The following is a 16892-nucleotide window of genomic DNA, read 5'->3' as shown; positions in this document are numbered from 1 at the left end:
GGGCACGTTGCAAACTTGTACGGGCACGTTGCAAACTTGTACGGGCACGTTGCAAACTTGTACGGGCACGTTGCAAATTTGTATGCGCACGTTGCAAATTTGTATGCGCACGTTGCAAATTTGTACGAGCACGTTGCAAACTTGTATGGGCACGTTGGAACTTTGTACGAGCACGTTGCAAACTTGCACGGGCACGTTTCAAGTTTGCACGTGCGCATCACAATTTTATACCGACCCTGCAGGTCGTCACGTGCAGGGTCCGGGATTTCGAAACGGCCAGGAGGGGAGGTCGCCCCTCGCCTAAGGGCCGCTCCTGGACCGGAAGACCCAAAAGTTGGCGCACGGCTTTCCAATTCCAGTTGCCCAGTTCCCTTTCCTTGTCATAGCTCCCCCTTTCCCCCTTCGATGACTCGAATATCGCCTCAGGTTGAAACAGGTGATGCCTGGCGCGGGGACCACCATCATCCTTCGAGAAACCGGTTGACCAGTGATTCATGCCGCGCATAAAGGTCGATTATTTATTTGTATCTAACTTTTTGAATTTTTTGTGACTGAACTCACGAGATTAGAGGGTATATTTAGTTGTGCATTCATGAAGGCTGGTATAATGTCTACCGTGCTTTATGTCAGTTTGAATAACTCCCGGTAGCATGCGCCATGGCGCCTATGAGTGAGATATGCACAACTTGGACATAAATGTGAAGGTGATCACCCCGGGGCCTGAGATGGAGATGGTGCAAAAGGCCAGGGAGACTTTGGGGGAAGGGGGACTGAAGTCCGTCCGGTTTCCGGAGCCGCTGGAGTCCGCCTTCAACGAGTATTACCGGGAAAAGACGCTGAAGCACGTCCGTGTCGCCCTGTTGACGGGCCTCATCCTCTACGCCGTTTTCGGGCTGGTGGACAGCCTGCTCCCGCCGGCGGACCGGGCCCACATGTGGTTCATACGTTACGCAGTGGTCTGCCCCACGGTGATCGCCGGCCTTGCCTTCACCTATTTCCCCCATCTCAGGCGCTTCATGCAACCGGTCGTCTCGCTGGTCATGCTGGTGGGAAGTCTCGGCATCGTGTCCATGGTCTATTACGACCCCACCCCCACCAAGAATTACTACTACTCCGGTCTGCTGCTTCTCATCATGGGGGCGTTCACCTTCGTGAGCCTGCGGCTGCGTTACGCGGTATGCTGGGCGGTGGTGACCACGCTGGCGTACGAGGCGGTGGCAATGTTCATCAACCACACCGACCTCACCATCCTGATCCAGAACACCTTCAGCATCATCGCCACCATCATCATCGGGGCCTTTTCCAACTCACTGATGGAAAACTACCTGCGCCGCGACTTCCTGAACACCAACCTGCTCGAGCACGAAAACAGGCAGCTCCAGAAAGCCACCCTCGAATTGCGCCGGCTCTCCATCTCCGACCCGCTGACCGGTCTGGGCAATCGCCGCCATTTCGAGGTGATGCTCGACCAGGAGTGGCAGCGTGCGGTTCGCTCGGAGAGGCCAGTCGCGCTCATCTTCCTCGACATCGACTTCTTCAAGAACTTCAACGACAACTACGGGCACCAGGCGGGCGACAACTGCCTGAAACTCGTCGCGCAAGAACTGGGACGTTTTGCCAGGAGGCCGGGGGATACCGCGGCGCGCTACGGCGGGGAGGAGTTCGTGCTGCTTCTTTCCGGCGTCGGGCTCGCCGATGCCGCGACCATCGCCAAGGCCTGCCGTAAGGCGGTGCAGGCGCTCCAGATCCCGCACTGCGACTCCGCCGTGGCCGGGGTGGTAACGATAAGCGCAGGTGTCGCCGCCATGATTCCCGATCTCGATGCCGGCAGGCAGCAACTGGTCGAGGCTGCGGACCAGGCGTTGTACCGGGCCAAACTGAAAGGGCGCAACAACGTGGTTGCTTCGAACCGGGACTCGGACCGGAGCCCCCGCCAGGTGTACCCTCAGGCGGCCAGTTGAAGGTGGGGGGAAGCGAGATCTCGGAAGCGCCAGCAAACTACAAATCCCCCCTGTCCCCCCTTCGCAAAAGGGGGGGACGCAAGGGCCTCGTCTCATTTTCTCAAGGGGACACCCCCTACTCCCCGTCCATTCTCTGATTTTCGGGAAGTGGGGACGCTAGGGCTGCTGCGCCGCTTCATGGTCACGTGCATTCGGAATACCGGAAAGGAAAGGGCCGCAACCTTGCTGAGGTTGCGGCCCTTTAGCGTGCAGTGGGTGGCGACCCGGGATCAGAGGACCCGACGCGGGGTGGAAAGGATCTCCTCGATGTAGGAGAGGTGGCGTTGCTCCTGGGAGAGGTTGGTGCGCAGGACCTCCATCACCTCTTCGGGAAACGCCTGGGCGACCGCTTCCTGGTACTTGCGGTTGGTCAGTTTCTCGTTGCTCTTCATCGCCTCCAGGGCCTGCTTGGCGCCGGTCAGGCTCATCAGCGCGGTGAATCCCTCTATCAAGACCCCCTTCAGGTCCGGCGTGGGCTTGACCGGTCTCCCCCCCATCTGCTGCACAATGGCAGTGAGGTTGGTGATGTGGGCCCGGTGGTCTTCCTGGAACCCGCACATCCTTTTTTCGATGTCGGCGTAACTGATGTGCTTGATTACCTGCTGGTAGGCCTCCACCGCATCGACGTCCAACTGGATCAGGTCATTCAGCTTGTCGATCATCTCCGTCTTTTCCATATCCATCTCCTATTATTATGTGTGAAATTTAATTTTAAACGCAGGCATACATTGTAGCCGCTGCCCGTTTGATGGCAACCCGCTCCGATAACCCTGGTTCGCCGTGCTTGACCTCTCTTTTTCAGACGTTATGATCCTTGTGTCGCTTCATCACTGTGAGAATGACACGGAGCAAGATATGGAAACCAGGAACAGGTTCAAAGCGCTGGTAGTGGAGAAGGGGGCTGACCAGACCTTCACCAGGAGCCTTAAAGAGCGCGACCTAAACGATCTGGGTGAGGGGGAGCTTTTAGTGCGGGTGCGCTATTCCTCGCTCAATTACAAGGACGCCCTTTCCGCCACCGGGCATCCGGGCGTCACCAGGCAGTTTCCGCATACGCCGGGCATCGACGCCGCGGGGGAGGTGGTTTCCTGCAGCGACGGCAGCTTCGCGCCCGGCGACGCGGTGGTGGTTACCGGGCACGACCTCGGCATGGAAACCGACGGAGGGTGGGGGGAGTACATCCGGGTCCCCTCGCAATGGGCGATACCGCTCCCCGCCGGGCTCTCTCTGCGTGAGAGCATGATCCTCGGCACCGCCGGTTTCACCGCCGGGCTGTCGGTATTGAAGCTGGAGTGGGCGGGGGTGAGGCCGGAAAGCGGCGACATCCTGGTCACCGGCGCAACCGGCGGCGTCGGGACCCTGGCGGTCAGTATCCTGGCCAAGGCGGGCTACCGTGTGGTCGCCGCCACAGGAAAGTTGGGGGATGTACCGTTCCTGGCGGAGATGGGGGCGGCCGAGGTGATTTCCCGGGAGGAGGTGACCGCGGGAGGGGAGCGGCCCCTGATGAAGGAGCGCTGGGCGGGGGCGGTGGACGTGGTCGGCGGGGAGACGCTCTCCGCGGTGCTCAAATCGACGCGCTACGGCGGGACCGTCACCTGCTGCGGCCTGGTCGGTTCCGCGGAGCTCCCGGTCAACGTTCATCCCTTCATCCTGCGCGCGGTCACCCTGGTCGGCATAGAGTCCTCGCGCTGCCCGAGCGCCACCCGGCAGGACGTATGGCAGCGGCTGGCGGGGCCATGGCGCCCGGCACTTCTGGACCAGATGGCGACCGAGGTAACGCTGGAGGGGCTGGAGGAGAAGATCGGCCGCATCCTGCAAGGGGGGATCAGGGGGAGGGTGCTGGTGCAACTGTGAGGACCCCGGACACCCGGAATAACAAAGGCCAGTCCCGTCGCGGGACTGGCCTTTCTTCATTCAGCTTCCGTGCGAGGTCCTCACCCCACCTGCACCTCGATGCGGCGCGGCTTGGCAATCTCGGCCTTGGGTATGCGCAGGGTGAGTATCCCGTTGGCAAAATCGGCCTTGGCCTTGCTGTGGTCGAGGGTTTCCGGGATGGTGAACTGCCGGAAGTAGCTCCCCAGTTCGAACTCCCGGTAGACCGGCGTGCCGGCCATGCTGTGGGAGGCGGGAGCGTTGATGGTGAGCACTCCTTTCTCCACGTTGACGTCGATGCTCTCTTTGGCTGCGCCAGGGAGGTCGGCGGTCACGAAAAGACCTTCCTCGGTCTCGATGATGTTCACTGCCGGGCGGATAAACCTCTCGTTCGACCTCGTCTCTTCACGGGGCTGGACGTTCATGGCGTCGTTTCTTTCGGTCAAGCTGTTGGGTGCCATATCGATGACCTCCTCTCACAATATTTCGGCTTAGGAAAGCTTGATTTCGATCCGTTTCGGCTTGGCGTGTTCCGCCTTGGCCATGGTTATGGTCATGATGCCGTCCTTGCACTGTGCGGTGATCCTGTTGGCGTCGATGTCGACCGGAAGCTCGAGGGTGCGGCTGAATTTCCCGGAGCCGAGCTCGGTACGATGCACGATTCCTTTCATCTCGGCGAAGGGCTTGCGCTCGCCACTGATGGTCAGGGTGTTCCTGAGGACCGACAGGTCTACGTCTTTCGGGTCCACCCCGGGAATCAGGGCCTCCACGTACACGCTCCCTTCATCCTCGCTGAAGTTGACCATCGGGAAGCGACGCGTGGTCACCGGCGAGAGGAACGTCGGACCAAGGGGGCGGCTTACACCAGCACCGCGGAAGGCTTCGTCGATCTCTCTTCTCAGGTTGTCCAGCTCTCTGAAAACATCCCAACTTGCCATGTCATGTACCTCCTTTCGTTGAGTCAATTTCTGAGGGTAAGATAAGCATCGTTTTGGCGCTGTCAAGGGGGGGGTAGGGGGAAAAGAGGAATGTTACGGTGGGTTGCGACGTGGGGCGAGAATCTGCCGGCTGGCGGCGCGGGGGGCGCCAGCCGGCACTGCGCCCTGCAGCGATGTCAGGAGGACCTGTTCTTGATGAAGTCGAGGCTCTTGCCGACCAGCCCACCTTCGGGAACCTTGTCGTCGGGTGTGGCCTGGTTCGCCAGCCGTTGCATGGGGGGGGTGGCGTCAGCTAATGGCGGCAGAAGTGTACCATGCAGATGGCCGGATGGAAGTGAGAGGATATACTTTGCCATCATGGCTAGGGGGTGACGAATGCATTTGATCGGCAACGAGGACTTGCTCGACCTGCGCAAAGTGGCTTTCCTGTGTTCCCGCAGGTTTCCCCATGAGGCGGCGGAAAAGGCGTACCGCTGGGCGGACACGCAGCGTGCGGCCGGCAACTGCGTCATTTCCGGCTACCACTCGCCCATCGAGAAAGAGGTGCTTTGCAGGTTGCTGCAGGGAAGCCAGCCCATCATCATCGCCCTGGCCCAAGGGCTGAACCGGTTGGATCCGGCCTGGGAGCGGCACCTGGCGGCCGGGCGCCTGCTGGTAATTTCCCGCTATGCCAAGAGCGTGAGCCATCCCTGCGAATCGAAATGCTATCAACGCAACAAGATGATGATCGACCTGGCTGACAGCATTGTCATAGCCCATGCATCGCCTGGAGGGAGCCTGGAGCGGCTCTGCTCGGACTACCTGGACAAACTCGTTCTGCTGTAAAGCGATTGGATAGGAAAATTCTAAAGATAAAAATATTGACAATGTAGGCCCTCTCCTCTATAAACGAAAACAACTTTCAAAACCAACCCCCAACCACATCCACATAGCCGCACCATACTGTTGTTACTCGCAGGCTTACGTCGGATGCGGCAGCGTAGCTTCACTCACGGTGTCATGCGCTTCTGCCAGTGGATTTTTTTAACTGATGGCTTGAAAGTGAATATCATTGTATTTGAATGTCAGGAGGGGTCCCTCCGGTACCACCGAGGCGTGTGTGAACCAGACGAAGCAGAAGGTGAAAGAGCAGTTTCACCTTTTTCTCTCCAAGAAAGGGCTCAAGGCCACCCTGCAACGCAGCTTGATTCTCGATGCGTTCCTGGGCCTTGATCGCTCCACCCATATCGACGAACTGTACCTGTTGCTGCGCGGCAGGCATTCAAATATCGGCCACGCCACCGTGTATCGTGCCTTGCGGCTTTTCGCCGCCGCCGGCATCGCCCGCGAAGTTAACCTCGGCGACGGGCTTACCCGCTACGAAGTGGCCGGAGGCAAGCGGCGCGACTACCTGGTCTGCAACGACTGTGGCACAGTCACCGAGTTCGAGAACAGCACCATAGCACGGCACCAGGCCGAACTGGCGCGCAACCTGGGCTTCACGGTTCAGTCGCTGAAGATTGAGTTGCGCGGGATCTGCGGCAACTGCCAGGAGCGGCAGGGCTGACCTTACGCTTGCAGGCTTTCTTATTGGCAGAAGGGGTAGCGCCACTGTGTCATCACGGGGTGCTGCGACTTAAAGGGAGAATTGTTTTTTTTCCCCAATGAATGAAATTGGTTTTCAGTTTTGAATGAGCGAGCCGATACGCGTCAAGTAGTGGAAAAAACAGCTCGCTGAACGGCAGCTTGTACCAGATTCGTGTCAGAGACTGGCTTAGTCGTTGGCAGAGCAAAGAGGAGAATTGAATGTTCAAAGTGAAGAAGATTACCGTCGGTGGCCTGTTCCTGTTGGGGAACCTTTTCCTGACTTCGGGTGCGGCTTTCGCCCTGCACCCGGACCTGGTAGTGCCTGAAAAAGTCGAGTGCAAGGTCAAGGCTTGCCAGGAAATCATGCGCCTGGCCAACAAGTACCAGGTGGAGGGGCTCTTCTCCAAGGAGTTCCAGGAAGGAAAGGCGCAGTGCTCCCGCATGGACGTGGCGCTGGCGGTGCATCTTCTTACCGAGAAGATGGCGGAGAAGGTGGTCAAGGAAGGGAACCAGGCGGTGGACAAGGAGGACCTGGTGCTCCTGAGCGACCTCAAGGAGGAACTGCGCGCCGAGATGCTCCTCGTGAACACCAGGACCTTCCAGTCGCGCCACGAGGATCTCGGCACCAGGTTCACCGCCCTCACCAAGAACATCTCCCTCTCCGGTGGGATGGTCGGGGTGCTGCAAGGGTCGCAGGGGAACAAGCCCAAGGACAGCACCGACGCCGTCGGGCGCGCTGACCTGGTGTTCAACTTCAAGGTGGGTGAGAACACCATCGCGGTCATCGACCTGGAGGCGACCGGCGGCGACGGCATCGATTCCAAGGTGGCCTCCTTTTCTAGCCTGAACGGCGTGGCCGGTTCCACCGGCGACCGGGTCCGTTTCCGAGAGGCCTGGGTCGAGCACTCCGCTCTGAACGACCGCCTCCTGCTCACCGCCGGCAAGGTCGATCTTTCCAACTACTTCGACACCAACGTCGTCGCGGGCGACGAGAACAGCCAGTTCCTCTCCGGCGCCTTCGTACACTCCGCCGTGCTGCCCTTCCCGGCCAACGGCCCGGGCGCGCGAATCCAGGCCAAGCTCTCGGACTCGCTCGTATTCGGCCTCGGCTACGGCAGCGGCGACGCCGACAGCGCCGACATCTTCGACCATGGCTTCGGTATCGCGGAGCTGACCTACAAGCACAAGGTGGGCGAACTCGAGGGTAACTACAGAATCTACGGCGCCTTCGACGGCGCCCAGGCGGACGGGGGGAGCAAGCTGGTGGCCAAAAGCGCCTACAGCGCGGGCGTCAGCTTTGACCAGCAGGTAACCGACAAACTCACCCTCTTCGCCCGTTACGGCCAACGCGACAAGGATGTCTACGCGGCGACCCGCGCCTGGAGCGGCGGCGGCCAGTACCAGGGGCTAATCGCAGGTCGCAAGGACGATATCCTCGGCTTCGCCTACGGGCAGGTCAAGGCGGCGCGTTCCGTGGCCGATGCCCAGGAGAAGCTCGCCGAGGTCTATTACCGGTACAAGGTGAGCGACCAGATCGAGATCTCGCCGGTCGCGCAGTACCTGATGAATCCCGCCGGCATCCGCGGCAACGACGACGTGCTGGCGCTCGCCCTGCGCGCGAAGATCAGCTTCTAGAAAAGATGGCACAAGGGGGGGCGGCGCCGGCTGGGCGCCGCCCGAACCGGTACGGCAAACAGGTAAAGGAGCATCGATGATACCTCTGGGACTTTTGAGCGCAGGAGAAAACGGCGAGATCGTAGAGATCATGTTCGGCAAGGGGGAGGCCGGCTGCGCCGGGAACGCGGAACACGAAAAGAGCATGATCCGGGTCGAGGAAATGGGGCTTCGGATCGGCAAGCACGTTGAAATGCTGACCAACGGCGGCAGCACCATCCTGCTCAGGGTGGACGAGGCGAGGATCGCCCTGGCCCGCCGTATGGCTATGAAAATCATGGTGAGGAGATAAGTGTGATGAATCTGGCAAAGCTTAAACCGGGGCAGCAGGGTAAGATCACCTCGATCGGATCGATCGGACCGCTGAAGAGGCGGCTCATGGATATGGGGGTGCTGGTGGGCGAGAACGTCAAGGTGCTCAAGGTGGCGCCGCTTGGCGATCCCATCGAAGTGAGCATCAAGAGTTACAACCTGTCCCTCAGGAAGAAGGAAGCGGAAGGTATCGCGGTGGAGGTGGCGGGATGAGCACGCAGTTGAAGCGCAAGGAAGAACTCGAAGGCGAGGTCATGGCAGGGAGCGTAGCGGAGCGCGTCATCACCGTGGCGGTCGCCGGCAACCCGAACTCCGGCAAGTCCACGCTGATCAACGCCATTGCCGGCACCAGGCTCCACGTGGGCAACTGGGCCGGCGTCACGGTGGAGAAGAAAGAGGCCCTCTTCGACTTCGGCGGCAGGAAGATCCGGCTGGTCGACCTCCCCGGCACCTACTCGCTCTCCCCCTATTCGCAGGAAGAGATCGTGGCGCGCGACTACCTCGTGCACCAGCGCCCTGACCTGATCGTCAACGTGGTCGACGCCACCAACCTGGAGCGCAACCTCTACCTCACGGTTCAGATCATGGAACTGGGCATCCCGGTGGTCATGGCGCTCAACATCTACGACGAGGCCCAGGCGAAGGGGTACCGGATCGACGACAAGGGCATCGAACAGATGCTGGGCATCGCCGTGGTCCCCACCTCGGCCACCAAGAGGAGCGGCCTGGACGAACTCCTCGAGACGGTGCTGCGCGTCGCGGACGCACCCAATCAACGGGTGCCCAAGAAGCTCAATTACGGCGAGGATATCGAGGTCGCCGCCGAGTACCTGGCCAAGTCCTTCCGCACCAGCCACCCGGCGCTCTTGGAGCGCTACCCGCAGCGCTGGCTGCTGCTGAAGCTGATGGAGCAGGACAGCCGCGTCATGGACGAGTTGAACCTGCAAAACCTCGATTTCCTGGACCCGGCGCTGCACCACCTGAGGAGGGCGCACGGCGAGGACATCGAGTCCATCATGGCCGACGCCCGCTACTCGCTCGCCTCCGGCCTCACCCGCGAAGTGCTGCACAAGCCCGAACTACGCCAGACCGAGCTGACGGAAAAGATCGACAAGATCGTCCTGAACCGCTTCCTGGGGATCCCGATCTTCATGGCGGCCATGTGGCTGTTGTTCAAATTCACTTTCGACCTCTCCGCACCCTTCGGCGCATGGCTGGGCGCCATGACCGAGGGGCCCTTCAAACGGTGGGCGTCGGCCCTGCTGACCCCGCTGGGGGCGCCGGACTGGACCGTGTCGCTGGTGAATGACGGGGTAATTGCCGGGGTGGGTTCGGTCATCGTCTTCGTGCCGGTGATCTTCGCCATGATGTTCTTCATCACCTTCCTGGAGGGGAGCGGCTACATGGCCCGCGCAGCCTTCGTCATGGATCGCACCATGCACGCCATCGGCCTGCACGGCAAGTCGTTCATCCCGATGCTGCTCGGCTTCGGCTGCAACGTCCCGGGGATCTACGCGACCCGCACCCTGGAGAACCCGAAGGACAAGGTGCTGACCGCGCTTTTGGTGCCGCTCATGTCCTGCGGCGCGCGCCTGCCGGTGTACGTGGTCTTCGTGTCCGCCTTTTTCCCGAACAACTCCAGCACCGTGATCTGGTCGCTGTACGTGATGGGGATCCTGCTCGCTGTGCTGATGGGACTCATCTTCAAGAAGACGCTCTTCCGCGGCGAGGCCCCCATGTTCATCATGGAGCTCCCCCCTTACCGCATGCCGTCCATGCACAGCCTGTGCGTGCATACCTGGGAGAAGGGGAAGCACTTCCTCTACAAGGCCGGTACCTACATCTTCGCGGTCTCCGTCCTGGTCTGGTTCCTCTTGAACCTCCCCTGGGGGGTCGAGCATAAACGCGATTCCTACCTGGGACAGGCGGGCGCGGTGGTGGCGCCGGTATTCCAGCCCATCGGCTTTGGCACCTGGGAGGCGGCCTCCTCGCTGATCTCCGGGGTCATCGCCAAGGAAATCGTAGTCGGCACCATGGGCGAGATCTACGCGCCCAAGAAGGACGAGAAGAAGGAGGTGCCGACCCTTCAGGAGGACCTGAAGGAGATCGGGGTTTCCTTCGGCGCGGCCTGCAGCAAGGCGGTGAAGACGCTCCTGTACCTGCCGGTCCCGGAAGAGAAGGAGGAGGACCGGTCCTCGCTGAAGCTGGCGCTGCAGGGAGTGTTCACCCCGCTGTCGTCCTACGCCTTCATGGTCTTCGTGTTGCTATACATGCCCTGCGTGGTGGCCATCGCCGCCATGCGCCAGGAGTTCGGCACCTGGAAGTGGGCCGTGGTGGGGCTTGGTTATCAAACCGCGCTGGCCTGGTGCGCAGCGCTGATCGTCTACCAGGGGGGAAGACTCCTGGGGCTGGGAGGTTGACATGGGAATCGCAGACGTAATCATCGCGGCCCTCCTCGTAGGGGGAGCCTGCTACATCCTGTACGCCACACTCTGGAAGAAGAAGGGGTGCTGCGGCTGCGAAGGCGGGAGCTGCTGCAAGAAGTAGCGTGACAAAAGAAGAGGGCCGGGGCATTTGCCCCGGCCCTCTTCTTCGCTGTGACGCGGTGGTCAGGCGTAGACGGAGAATCCTTCGGTAGGGTTCACCGCGGTGGCCTGCTGGGCCAGTATGTTGGCCATTTGCATCTGGGCCGCCGCTGCGTTCTTCATCATTTTCATGGAAGCCGACTGCCGGGCGAGGGCAGCGGCGCCTGCTACCTGCATGGTTGCTATGGTGGTTACATCCATAACTTGACCTCCTGCCGGCCCCTTTCCTCGGGCGCTGCATTTCTTTTCGGCAGCCCGAGCCAAGTCTTGAGGAAAATCTGGCCGCCGCGGCGGGCGAGCAGTCGTTTACCCCTCGGCCGGGTTTTCCTTCAGCGTAGTCTCCACCCGGATCTCGCTGGTAAGCGTACGGTGCACCGGGCATTTCTCGGCGATCTCCAGGAGCTTCAGCCTCTGTTCCTGGTCGAGATCCCCGATCAGCTCCAGTTCACGCACGAACTTGTCGATGCGCCGGTCCTGCGACTCGCAGTCGCGGCAGTCCTCGGCGTGGATCTTGTGATGGGAAAGCCGCACCAGCGCGTCGACCAGCGGCCATCCCTTGCGCCGGGCGTACATCTGCACGGTCATGGACGTGCAGGCCGCGAGCCCGGCCATGACGTACTCGTAGGGGGAGGGGCCCTCGTTGCTGCCGCCGTAACTTACCGGCTCGTCGGCGGTCAGGCTGAAGCCGTTGGCGAAGATCTCGGTGCGGAACCCTTCCGCCCCGGTGCGCGCGGTGACCCGGTTGTCCGAGGCCTGGAACTCCGGTTGCGCCATGGGCTGGACATCGGCTGTTTCGAGGTAGCGCGAGGCCCAGGAGGCGATCACCTCGCCGGCATACTGCGAGTCGGCGGCTTCGGACAGGAGATGGTCCGCGCTCCCGAGCGAGACGAAACTCTTGGGATGGTGGGCCGCCTGGAAGATCTGGGTCGCGTTGTCGATTTTCACCATGCCGTCCGCCGGAGAATGCAGGACGAGGAGCGCACCCTGCAGGTGGGCTAGCGTCTCGGCCGGACGCTGCGCCTCCAGGTCGTCGAGCAGGCTTTTCCTGATGGTGAAGTCGCTGCCGCCGAGGTTGACGGTCGCCTCCCCCTGCCGCTCGGCCTCATCCGCCGACTTTCCCAGCAGGCGACGCAGATGGGAGGGGCTGTAGGGGGCCGCGATGGTGGCCACCGCGGCCGCCGACGGGATTTCGGCCGCGGCGACCAGCACGGCCGATCCCCCCAGCGAATGGCCCACTAAAAGACGCGGCGCCTCGTACTCCCGCTCCAGAAAGCGCGCCGCCGCCACCAGGTCGCTTACCTGGGAGGAAAAGGTGGTGTCGGCGAAATCCCCTTCGCTCTCGCCCAGGCCGGTGAAGTCGAAGCGAAGCACCGCGATGCGCCGGCTGCTCATGGCCCGGGTGATGTTGACCGCCGCCTTGATGTTCTTGGAGCAGGTGAAGCAGTGGGCGAAGATGGCGTAGGCCACAGGGCGCTCGTCGTCCGGGAGCTCCAGCCTCGCCGCCAGCCTCATGCCGTTCGCGTTGGTAAAGGTGATCCTCTTGGTGTTCATGGCGCACTCCCCGTCGGGCCATAGCGGCCCTCGCGCAGACCTTGTTTCGTGAAACACCAGCAATAATAATCGTACTCTGTATCAAGTCAACGTGCCGTCGTAGAATATGTTAATAAATGGAGGCTTTTGATTGTGATTTCTCTATCTTGGAAATAGCAATATTGGGATTTAAATCACAAGTTGGCAACTCTTTCCCTCTTTTCTCTTTAAGGAGAATGAGTTATAAACATATTCGCCTTTCTTCTATTGTAATGTGATGTTTATCGGGAGTGAATGATGTTTGCTACGTGGTCCATCAAGAAGAGAATAGTCGTTTCCGTCGTCGCTTTGTGTGTGGCGAGCATCACCATTTTGGGGTTGTTCGCCTACCAGTACCAGATGCACCAGATGAAGGCGGGGCTCCAGGACGAAGCAGCCAACAGCGGCCGCCTCTTCGAGGCCATCCTGAAGGGTGACGCCGAGGGGCTGGCGCGCGCCCACGCGGGGCTGGACAAGCTCGACGTGCTCTTGGCGCCCTTCGCCGCCGGCAACAAGGACGCGGTTCTTGCCGCTGCGAAGCCCATATACAGCGAGATCAAGCAGAACAACAACATAACCCACATGTACTTCATCGAGCCCGACGGCAAGGTGTTGCTGCGGGTGCACAAACCGGAGCAGGACGGGGACGTCCTGAAGCGGGAGACCTTCCTGAAGGCCCAGGCCAGCAAGCAGATGAGCTGGGGGCTGGAGATGGGGAAGAACTTCTTCTCGCTGCGCTGCGTCAAGCCGGTCAGCTACCGGGGTAGCGCGCTGGGGTACATGGAGCTCGCCGAGGAGATCGACCACGTCTTCCAGCAGATGAAGCAGATCACCGGCAACGATGTCTCCCTCTTTCTCACCGAGGAGTTCCTGAAGAGCAAGTCCACGGAAGTGAAGAGCGAGCTGGTGCATTCCTTCCGGATCCTCAACCCCACCAACAAGGCCGTCGCCCTTGGGCTCGCCGCCAAGGTGGGCCCCGATATGACCGAGGGGCTCAAGGAGCCCCGCATCGCCATTGTCTCCTTCGACGGCGGCAAGTACCTGGTTGGTGTGAGCCCGGTCAAGGACGCTTCTGGGGGGACCGTCGGCGTCCTCTTCTCCCATAAGGAGATCAGCCAGCTGTTCATGACCATGTGGAAAGGGGTGGCCGCCCAGATGGCGATCTTCATCGCCATCCTCCTTTCCGCAATCACCATCCTGTACCTGTCGCTCAAACCGAGCCTCGATCTCTTCACCACCCTTAAAAAGCACATCGTCTCGGTCACCTCGACCTGGGACTTGAACCGCCGGCTCGAAGTGGAGACCCAGGACGAAATCGGCGCCATGGCCGCAGATTTCAATGACATGACGGACAAACTCGCCGTGATGGTGCGCCAGGTGAGCCACTCCAGCAGCGAACTGGGCGCGGTCTCGGAGAACCTGGTGCAGGTTTCCAGCACGGTTATGTGGGCCGCCGAGCAGCAATCCACCTCTGTCAACGAGGCGTCCAGCGCCATGACCCAGATCACCTCCTCGATCAAGGGGGTGGCACGGGCGGTGGAGGGGCTGTCGCAGTCGGCGTCGGAGAGCTCCTCTTCGGTACTGGAGATGGCGTCCAGCGTCGAGGAAGTTGCCCTCAACGCCGAGGCACTGGCCCAGCAGGTGGACGAGGTCGGCTCCGCCATCATCGAGATGGCCGCCTCCATCAAGCAGGTCGGTCGCAACGCGGACCTGCTCCTCGAGGAGGCCAGCATCAACTCCTCCTCCATCGTGGAGATGGACAGTTCGATCAAGGAAGTGGAGAAGAATGCGCTGAACACGGTGCGGATCTCCGAAGGGGTGAAGCAGGACGCGGAGGTGGGCAAGAGCGCGGTCGAGTCCACCATCGTCGGCATCAGCGCCATCAAGGCTTCCTCCCGCATCACCTCGGAGGTCATCGCCACCCTTTCCCAGCGCGCCGGCGACATCGGCACCATCCTCTCGGTCATCGACGACGTGGCCGAGCAGACCAACCTCCTGGCGCTCAACGCCGCCATCATCGCGGCGCAGGCCGGCGAGCACGGCAAGGGGTTCGCGGTCGTGGCCGGCGAGATCAAGCAGCTCGCCGAGCGCACCAGCGCATCCACCAGGAAAATCTCGGAGGTCATCAACGGCGTCCTGGAGGAGACCGACCGGGCGGTCGGCGCCATCCGGCAGGCGGAGCAGAACATCTCCCAGGGGGAGGAGCTCTCCAGGAAGTCGGGCGAGGCGCTGGAAAAAATCGTGGCCGGGGTGCAGATGGCGACCGAACAGGTCAACGGCATCGCCCGCGCCACGGCCGAGCAGGCGCGCGGCAGCCTGATGATCAGGGAGACCACGGACAAGGTAACCACCATGGTGCGTCAGATAGCGATCTCCACCCGCGAGCAGGGGGAGGGGAGCAGTCTCGTGCTGAACGCGGTGGAAAAGATGAAGATGCTCACCGATCAGGTGAAGAGTTCGACCCGCGAGCAGAGCAACGTCGGGGGCTTCATCGCCAAGTCCACCGAGAACATCACCGAGATGATCCGCCGCATCCAGAGGGCGTGCGACGAACAGAGCAGGGGCGCCGACCAGGTGCTTCCGGCGGTGGAGAGCATCAAGGAGGCCACCGAGAGCAACCTCGGCGCGGTCAAGGTGCTCGGCGAAAGCACCTCGGCTCTTGCCGGCCAGATCGCCGTGCTGCAAAACGAGATCGACCGCTTCGACGTCTCGTCCTCCAAGGAGTAAGCTCCACCTGCTGCCGCACAATCCCGTTTCCACTGTAGGGGCGAATAATCATTCGCCCCTTTTTTTGGGCTCTATTAGCGGGTGGTGTTGGTATCCGTAGCAGAAGGGACTGGCTTCTGTTAGGTGCCTGTCCCTCTAGCGGAACGCTCCCTTCCGCTCCGTCACCTTACCCGCCCCCCAAGGGGACAGGCACCTGGCGGAGCCAGTCCCCTCCTTCGGTCCCGCCGGCCAACTCCCATCGGCAGCACCGGTAAAACCCGGTATAATTCCTGTCGTTGTTTTTTTACTCCCGGTTCCCACAGGAAAGGGCGGCTGGTATGTCCGAGAACGATGGCACCTTCACCGTGATGACGTACAACGTGCACCGGTTGACCGGCAACGACCGGCATACTTCGGCCGAGCGCATCGCCCAGGTCATCGATACCTACCAGCCCGACATCGTGGCGCTCCAGGAACTTCCCGGCGCGCGCTTTCGTCCCGAGATCGGGGGCGCCTGCCAAGACCTCGCCCATGAACTGGCGCTGCTGGCAAGAAGGGACGTGCACTATCAACTGGAACGGGAACGCTGGGGCAAGGTGGTCTTCAGCCGCTTTCCGATGCGGCTGGTCCGGGCCGGGGGGCTGCACCCCGAGAACCGCTACCGGACCATGGTGCCGCGGGGCGTGCTGTGGGTGGAGATCGAGGTGTACGGGCAGAAACTGCAGGTGGTGAACACCCACCTGGGTCTCACCCCGCAGGAGCGCAACTACCAGGCCAAGGTCCTGACCGGCCCCGAGTGGCTCGCGCATCCCGACTGCCGCCCCCCGGTGGTGCTCTGCGGCGACTTCAACGCCCTGCCGAGCTGGAGCATCCACAAGCGCCTGAGAAACGCGCTCCAGGATGAGCAGGAGCGGCTCAAGTTCGGCCACACCCAGTGCACCTTTCCGAGCAACATGCCTATCGTCCGTTTCGACCACATCTTCATCTCGCCCGACCTTGTCGTCGAGAGCGAACTGATCCCGCGCACCAAGCTGACCCAGGTCGCCTCGGATCACCTGCCGCTGATCGTAAAGCTGCGCCTGGCTTGCCCCGAGCAAGAACGGGCGTCAGCGAAGTAGCACCCAAACTTTCCAAAAGACCTAAAGTTCAGCGCCGTCCCGGCCGAAGAGAGGGAAGGATCAAACACAAGGCCCCGTAGCGGGGAAAACGGAGAGATTGCTATGAGCGAATACACGGAGATGCCCAACGATATGGAAGTGCAGGAAGTTATCATCGAGCGCGTGCTGCAGAACACCGGTTCTTTGCTGGAAATCTGCCTGGTGAAACACGGCCGCCAGTACGAGGCGGCGATCTTCGTGGAGAAGAAGTACAAGCCGGGACCGCCGCTGCCGCGCCCGCTGGAATCTCCCTCCGGCAACTTCAGTCACTGGATGGGGGTGCGCCCCAAGGTTGGGCTCTCCCAGGAGGAGGCGGACCAGATCTTCTACGAGGTGAACGGTCTGAACGCCCTGCACCGGATCCAGATGAAGGATGAATGGGGCCACCTGCTGGAAACCGTCTAGCCAACCGCCTCCCCCACACACACCGCCAACAATGAAAAGGGCCGCTCCCATAGAGGGAAGCGGCCCTTGTTGTTTCATCTTCAGAATAACGCCCTCACCCCTGCCCCT

At 61.3% G+C, this 16892-nt stretch carries 17 protein-coding genes; 12 read left to right on the top strand and 5 right to left on the bottom strand.

Annotated features, from left to right (window positions below):
* Positions 1–677: 677 nt before the first annotated feature.
* Positions 678–1961, top strand: coding sequence for a diguanylate cyclase (locus JFN90_RS16105; RefSeq protein WP_199396147.1), 1284 nt, complete (start codon positions 678–680; stop codon positions 1959–1961).
* Positions 1962–2230: 269 nt separating this feature from the next.
* Here JFN90_RS16105 and JFN90_RS16100 read toward each other — a convergent pair whose 3' ends face one another.
* Positions 2231–2677 (bottom strand): ferritin-like domain-containing protein, encoded by a 447-nt coding sequence (locus tag JFN90_RS16100; protein WP_199396146.1) that lies wholly within the window; start codon positions 2675–2677, stop codon positions 2231–2233.
* Between the two features lie 178 nt (positions 2678–2855).
* On the opposite strand from JFN90_RS16100, the gene JFN90_RS16095 reads away from it, so the two are divergent.
* Entirely contained in the window at positions 2856–3854 is a 999-nt protein-coding gene (locus JFN90_RS16095; RefSeq protein WP_199396145.1) for a YhdH/YhfP family quinone oxidoreductase, read from the top strand.
* An 80-nt stretch (positions 3855–3934) separates the two neighbouring features.
* On the opposite strand, the gene JFN90_RS16090 is transcribed toward JFN90_RS16095, so the two are convergent.
* Together JFN90_RS16090 and JFN90_RS16085 are read right to left on the bottom strand one after the other, a co-directional pair.
* Positions 3935–4333, bottom strand: coding sequence for an Hsp20/alpha crystallin family protein (locus tag JFN90_RS16090; protein WP_199396144.1), 399 nt, complete (start codon positions 4331–4333; stop codon positions 3935–3937).
* Between the two features lie 30 nt (positions 4334–4363).
* Entirely contained in the window at positions 4364–4810 is a 447-nt protein-coding gene (locus JFN90_RS16085; protein ID WP_199396143.1) for an Hsp20/alpha crystallin family protein, read from the bottom strand.
* A 375-nt stretch (positions 4811–5185) separates the two neighbouring features.
* On the opposite strand from JFN90_RS16085, the gene JFN90_RS16080 reads away from it, so the two are divergent.
* From JFN90_RS16080 to JFN90_RS16050, 7 genes are all read left to right on the top strand, one after another.
* Positions 5186–5635 carry a DNA-processing protein DprA gene (locus tag JFN90_RS16080; protein WP_199396142.1) on the top strand — a complete coding sequence of 150 codons (450 nt, stop codon included), beginning with the start codon at positions 5186–5188 and terminating at the stop codon, positions 5633–5635.
* A gap of 274 nt (positions 5636–5909) precedes the next feature.
* Complete coding sequence (locus JFN90_RS16075; protein WP_199396141.1) at positions 5910–6356, top strand: Fur family transcriptional regulator; 447 nt, start codon at positions 5910–5912, stop codon at positions 6354–6356.
* 239 nt (positions 6357–6595) lie between these two features.
* The gene (locus tag JFN90_RS16070) at positions 6596–8011 is read left to right on the top strand and encodes a carbohydrate porin (protein WP_199396140.1); all 1416 of its coding nucleotides are present in this window, start codon (positions 6596–6598) and stop codon (positions 8009–8011) included.
* Between the two features lie 76 nt (positions 8012–8087).
* Positions 8088–8342, top strand: a complete 255-nt coding sequence (locus tag JFN90_RS16065; protein ID WP_199396139.1) for a FeoA family protein — start codon at positions 8088–8090, stop codon at positions 8340–8342.
* 5 nt (positions 8343–8347) lie between these two features.
* Positions 8348–8575: a FeoA family protein gene (locus JFN90_RS16060; protein ID WP_199396138.1), complete on the top strand. Its 228-nt coding sequence runs from the start codon at positions 8348–8350 to the stop codon at positions 8573–8575.
* Complete coding sequence (feoB, locus tag JFN90_RS16055) at positions 8572–10782, top strand: ferrous iron transport protein B (RefSeq protein ID WP_199396137.1); 2211 nt, start codon at positions 8572–8574, stop codon at positions 10780–10782. Before JFN90_RS16060 ends, feoB begins: the two co-directional genes overlap by 4 nt.
* 1 nt (position 10783) lies before the next feature.
* Positions 10784–10909, top strand: coding sequence for a FeoB-associated Cys-rich membrane protein (locus JFN90_RS16050; protein ID WP_199396136.1), 126 nt, complete (start codon positions 10784–10786; stop codon positions 10907–10909).
* Between the two features lie 62 nt (positions 10910–10971).
* On the opposite strand, the gene JFN90_RS16045 is transcribed toward JFN90_RS16050, so the two are convergent.
* Both JFN90_RS16045 and JFN90_RS16040 read right to left on the bottom strand, forming a co-directional pair.
* Positions 10972–11148: a hypothetical protein gene (locus JFN90_RS16045; RefSeq protein WP_199396135.1), complete on the bottom strand. Its 177-nt coding sequence runs from the start codon at positions 11146–11148 to the stop codon at positions 10972–10974.
* A gap of 105 nt (positions 11149–11253) precedes the next feature.
* Complete coding sequence (locus JFN90_RS16040; protein WP_199396134.1) at positions 11254–12498, bottom strand: bifunctional alpha/beta hydrolase/OsmC family protein; 1245 nt, start codon at positions 12496–12498, stop codon at positions 11254–11256.
* Positions 12499–12774: 276 nt separating this feature from the next.
* Here JFN90_RS16040 and JFN90_RS16035 point away from each other — a divergent pair, with 276 nt between their 5' ends.
* The 3 genes from JFN90_RS16035 (at position 12775) to JFN90_RS16025 (ending at position 16784) form a co-directional block, all read left to right on the top strand.
* Positions 12775–15243, top strand: coding sequence for a methyl-accepting chemotaxis protein (locus JFN90_RS16035; protein ID WP_199396133.1), 2469 nt, complete (start codon positions 12775–12777; stop codon positions 15241–15243).
* Positions 15244–15560: 317 nt separating this feature from the next.
* Entirely contained in the window at positions 15561–16340 is a 780-nt protein-coding gene (locus tag JFN90_RS16030; RefSeq protein WP_199396132.1) for an endonuclease/exonuclease/phosphatase family protein, read from the top strand.
* A 102-nt stretch (positions 16341–16442) separates the two neighbouring features.
* Entirely contained in the window at positions 16443–16784 is a 342-nt protein-coding gene (locus tag JFN90_RS16025) for a hypothetical protein (RefSeq protein WP_199396131.1), read from the top strand.
* Positions 16785–16892 lie beyond the last annotated feature (108 nt).

This window comes from Geomonas propionica (assembly GCF_016458235.1).
In the GTDB taxonomy this organism is placed as follows: Bacteria; Desulfobacterota; Desulfuromonadia; order Geobacterales; family Geobacteraceae; genus Geomonas; species Geomonas propionica.
Note: the sequence above shows the minus strand (reverse complement) of the source record. Positions and strands in the feature narration are given on the sequence as shown.

Excerpts from the sequence above, each read along its gene's own strand:
- JFN90_RS16045 (WP_199396135.1), bottom strand. The coding sequence starts at position 11,148 with ATGGATGTAACCACCATAGCAACCATGCAGGTAGCAGGCGCCGCTGCC.
- JFN90_RS16065 (WP_199396139.1), top strand. The coding sequence starts at position 8,088 with ATGATACCTCTGGGACTTTTGAGCGCAGGAGAAAACGGCGAGATCGTA.
- JFN90_RS16030 (WP_199396132.1), top strand. The coding sequence starts at position 15,561 with ATGTCCGAGAACGATGGCACCTTCACCGTGATGACGTACAACGTGCAC.
- JFN90_RS16100 (WP_199396146.1), bottom strand. The coding sequence starts at position 2,677 with ATGGAAAAGACGGAGATGATCGACAAGCTGAATGACCTGATCCAGTTG.
- JFN90_RS16105 (WP_199396147.1), top strand. The coding sequence starts at position 678 with ATGCACAACTTGGACATAAATGTGAAGGTGATCACCCCGGGGCCTGAG.
- JFN90_RS16050 (WP_199396136.1), top strand. The coding sequence starts at position 10,784 with ATGGGAATCGCAGACGTAATCATCGCGGCCCTCCTCGTAGGGGGAGCC.
- JFN90_RS16025 (WP_199396131.1), top strand. The coding sequence starts at position 16,443 with ATGAGCGAATACACGGAGATGCCCAACGATATGGAAGTGCAGGAAGTT.
- JFN90_RS16085 (WP_199396143.1), bottom strand. The coding sequence starts at position 4,810 with ATGGCAAGTTGGGATGTTTTCAGAGAGCTGGACAACCTGAGAAGAGAG.
- JFN90_RS16060 (WP_199396138.1), top strand. The coding sequence starts at position 8,348 with ATGAATCTGGCAAAGCTTAAACCGGGGCAGCAGGGTAAGATCACCTCG.
- JFN90_RS16090 (WP_199396144.1), bottom strand. The coding sequence starts at position 4,333 with ATGGCACCCAACAGCTTGACCGAAAGAAACGACGCCATGAACGTCCAG.
- JFN90_RS16080 (WP_199396142.1), top strand. The coding sequence starts at position 5,186 with ATGCATTTGATCGGCAACGAGGACTTGCTCGACCTGCGCAAAGTGGCT.
- JFN90_RS16070 (WP_199396140.1), top strand. The coding sequence starts at position 6,596 with ATGTTCAAAGTGAAGAAGATTACCGTCGGTGGCCTGTTCCTGTTGGGG.
- JFN90_RS16095 (WP_199396145.1), top strand. The coding sequence starts at position 2,856 with ATGGAAACCAGGAACAGGTTCAAAGCGCTGGTAGTGGAGAAGGGGGCT.
- JFN90_RS16040 (WP_199396134.1), bottom strand. The coding sequence starts at position 12,498 with ATGAACACCAAGAGGATCACCTTTACCAACGCGAACGGCATGAGGCTG.
- JFN90_RS16035 (WP_199396133.1), top strand. The coding sequence starts at position 12,775 with ATGTTTGCTACGTGGTCCATCAAGAAGAGAATAGTCGTTTCCGTCGTC.
- feoB (WP_199396137.1), top strand. The coding sequence starts at position 8,572 with ATGAGCACGCAGTTGAAGCGCAAGGAAGAACTCGAAGGCGAGGTCATG.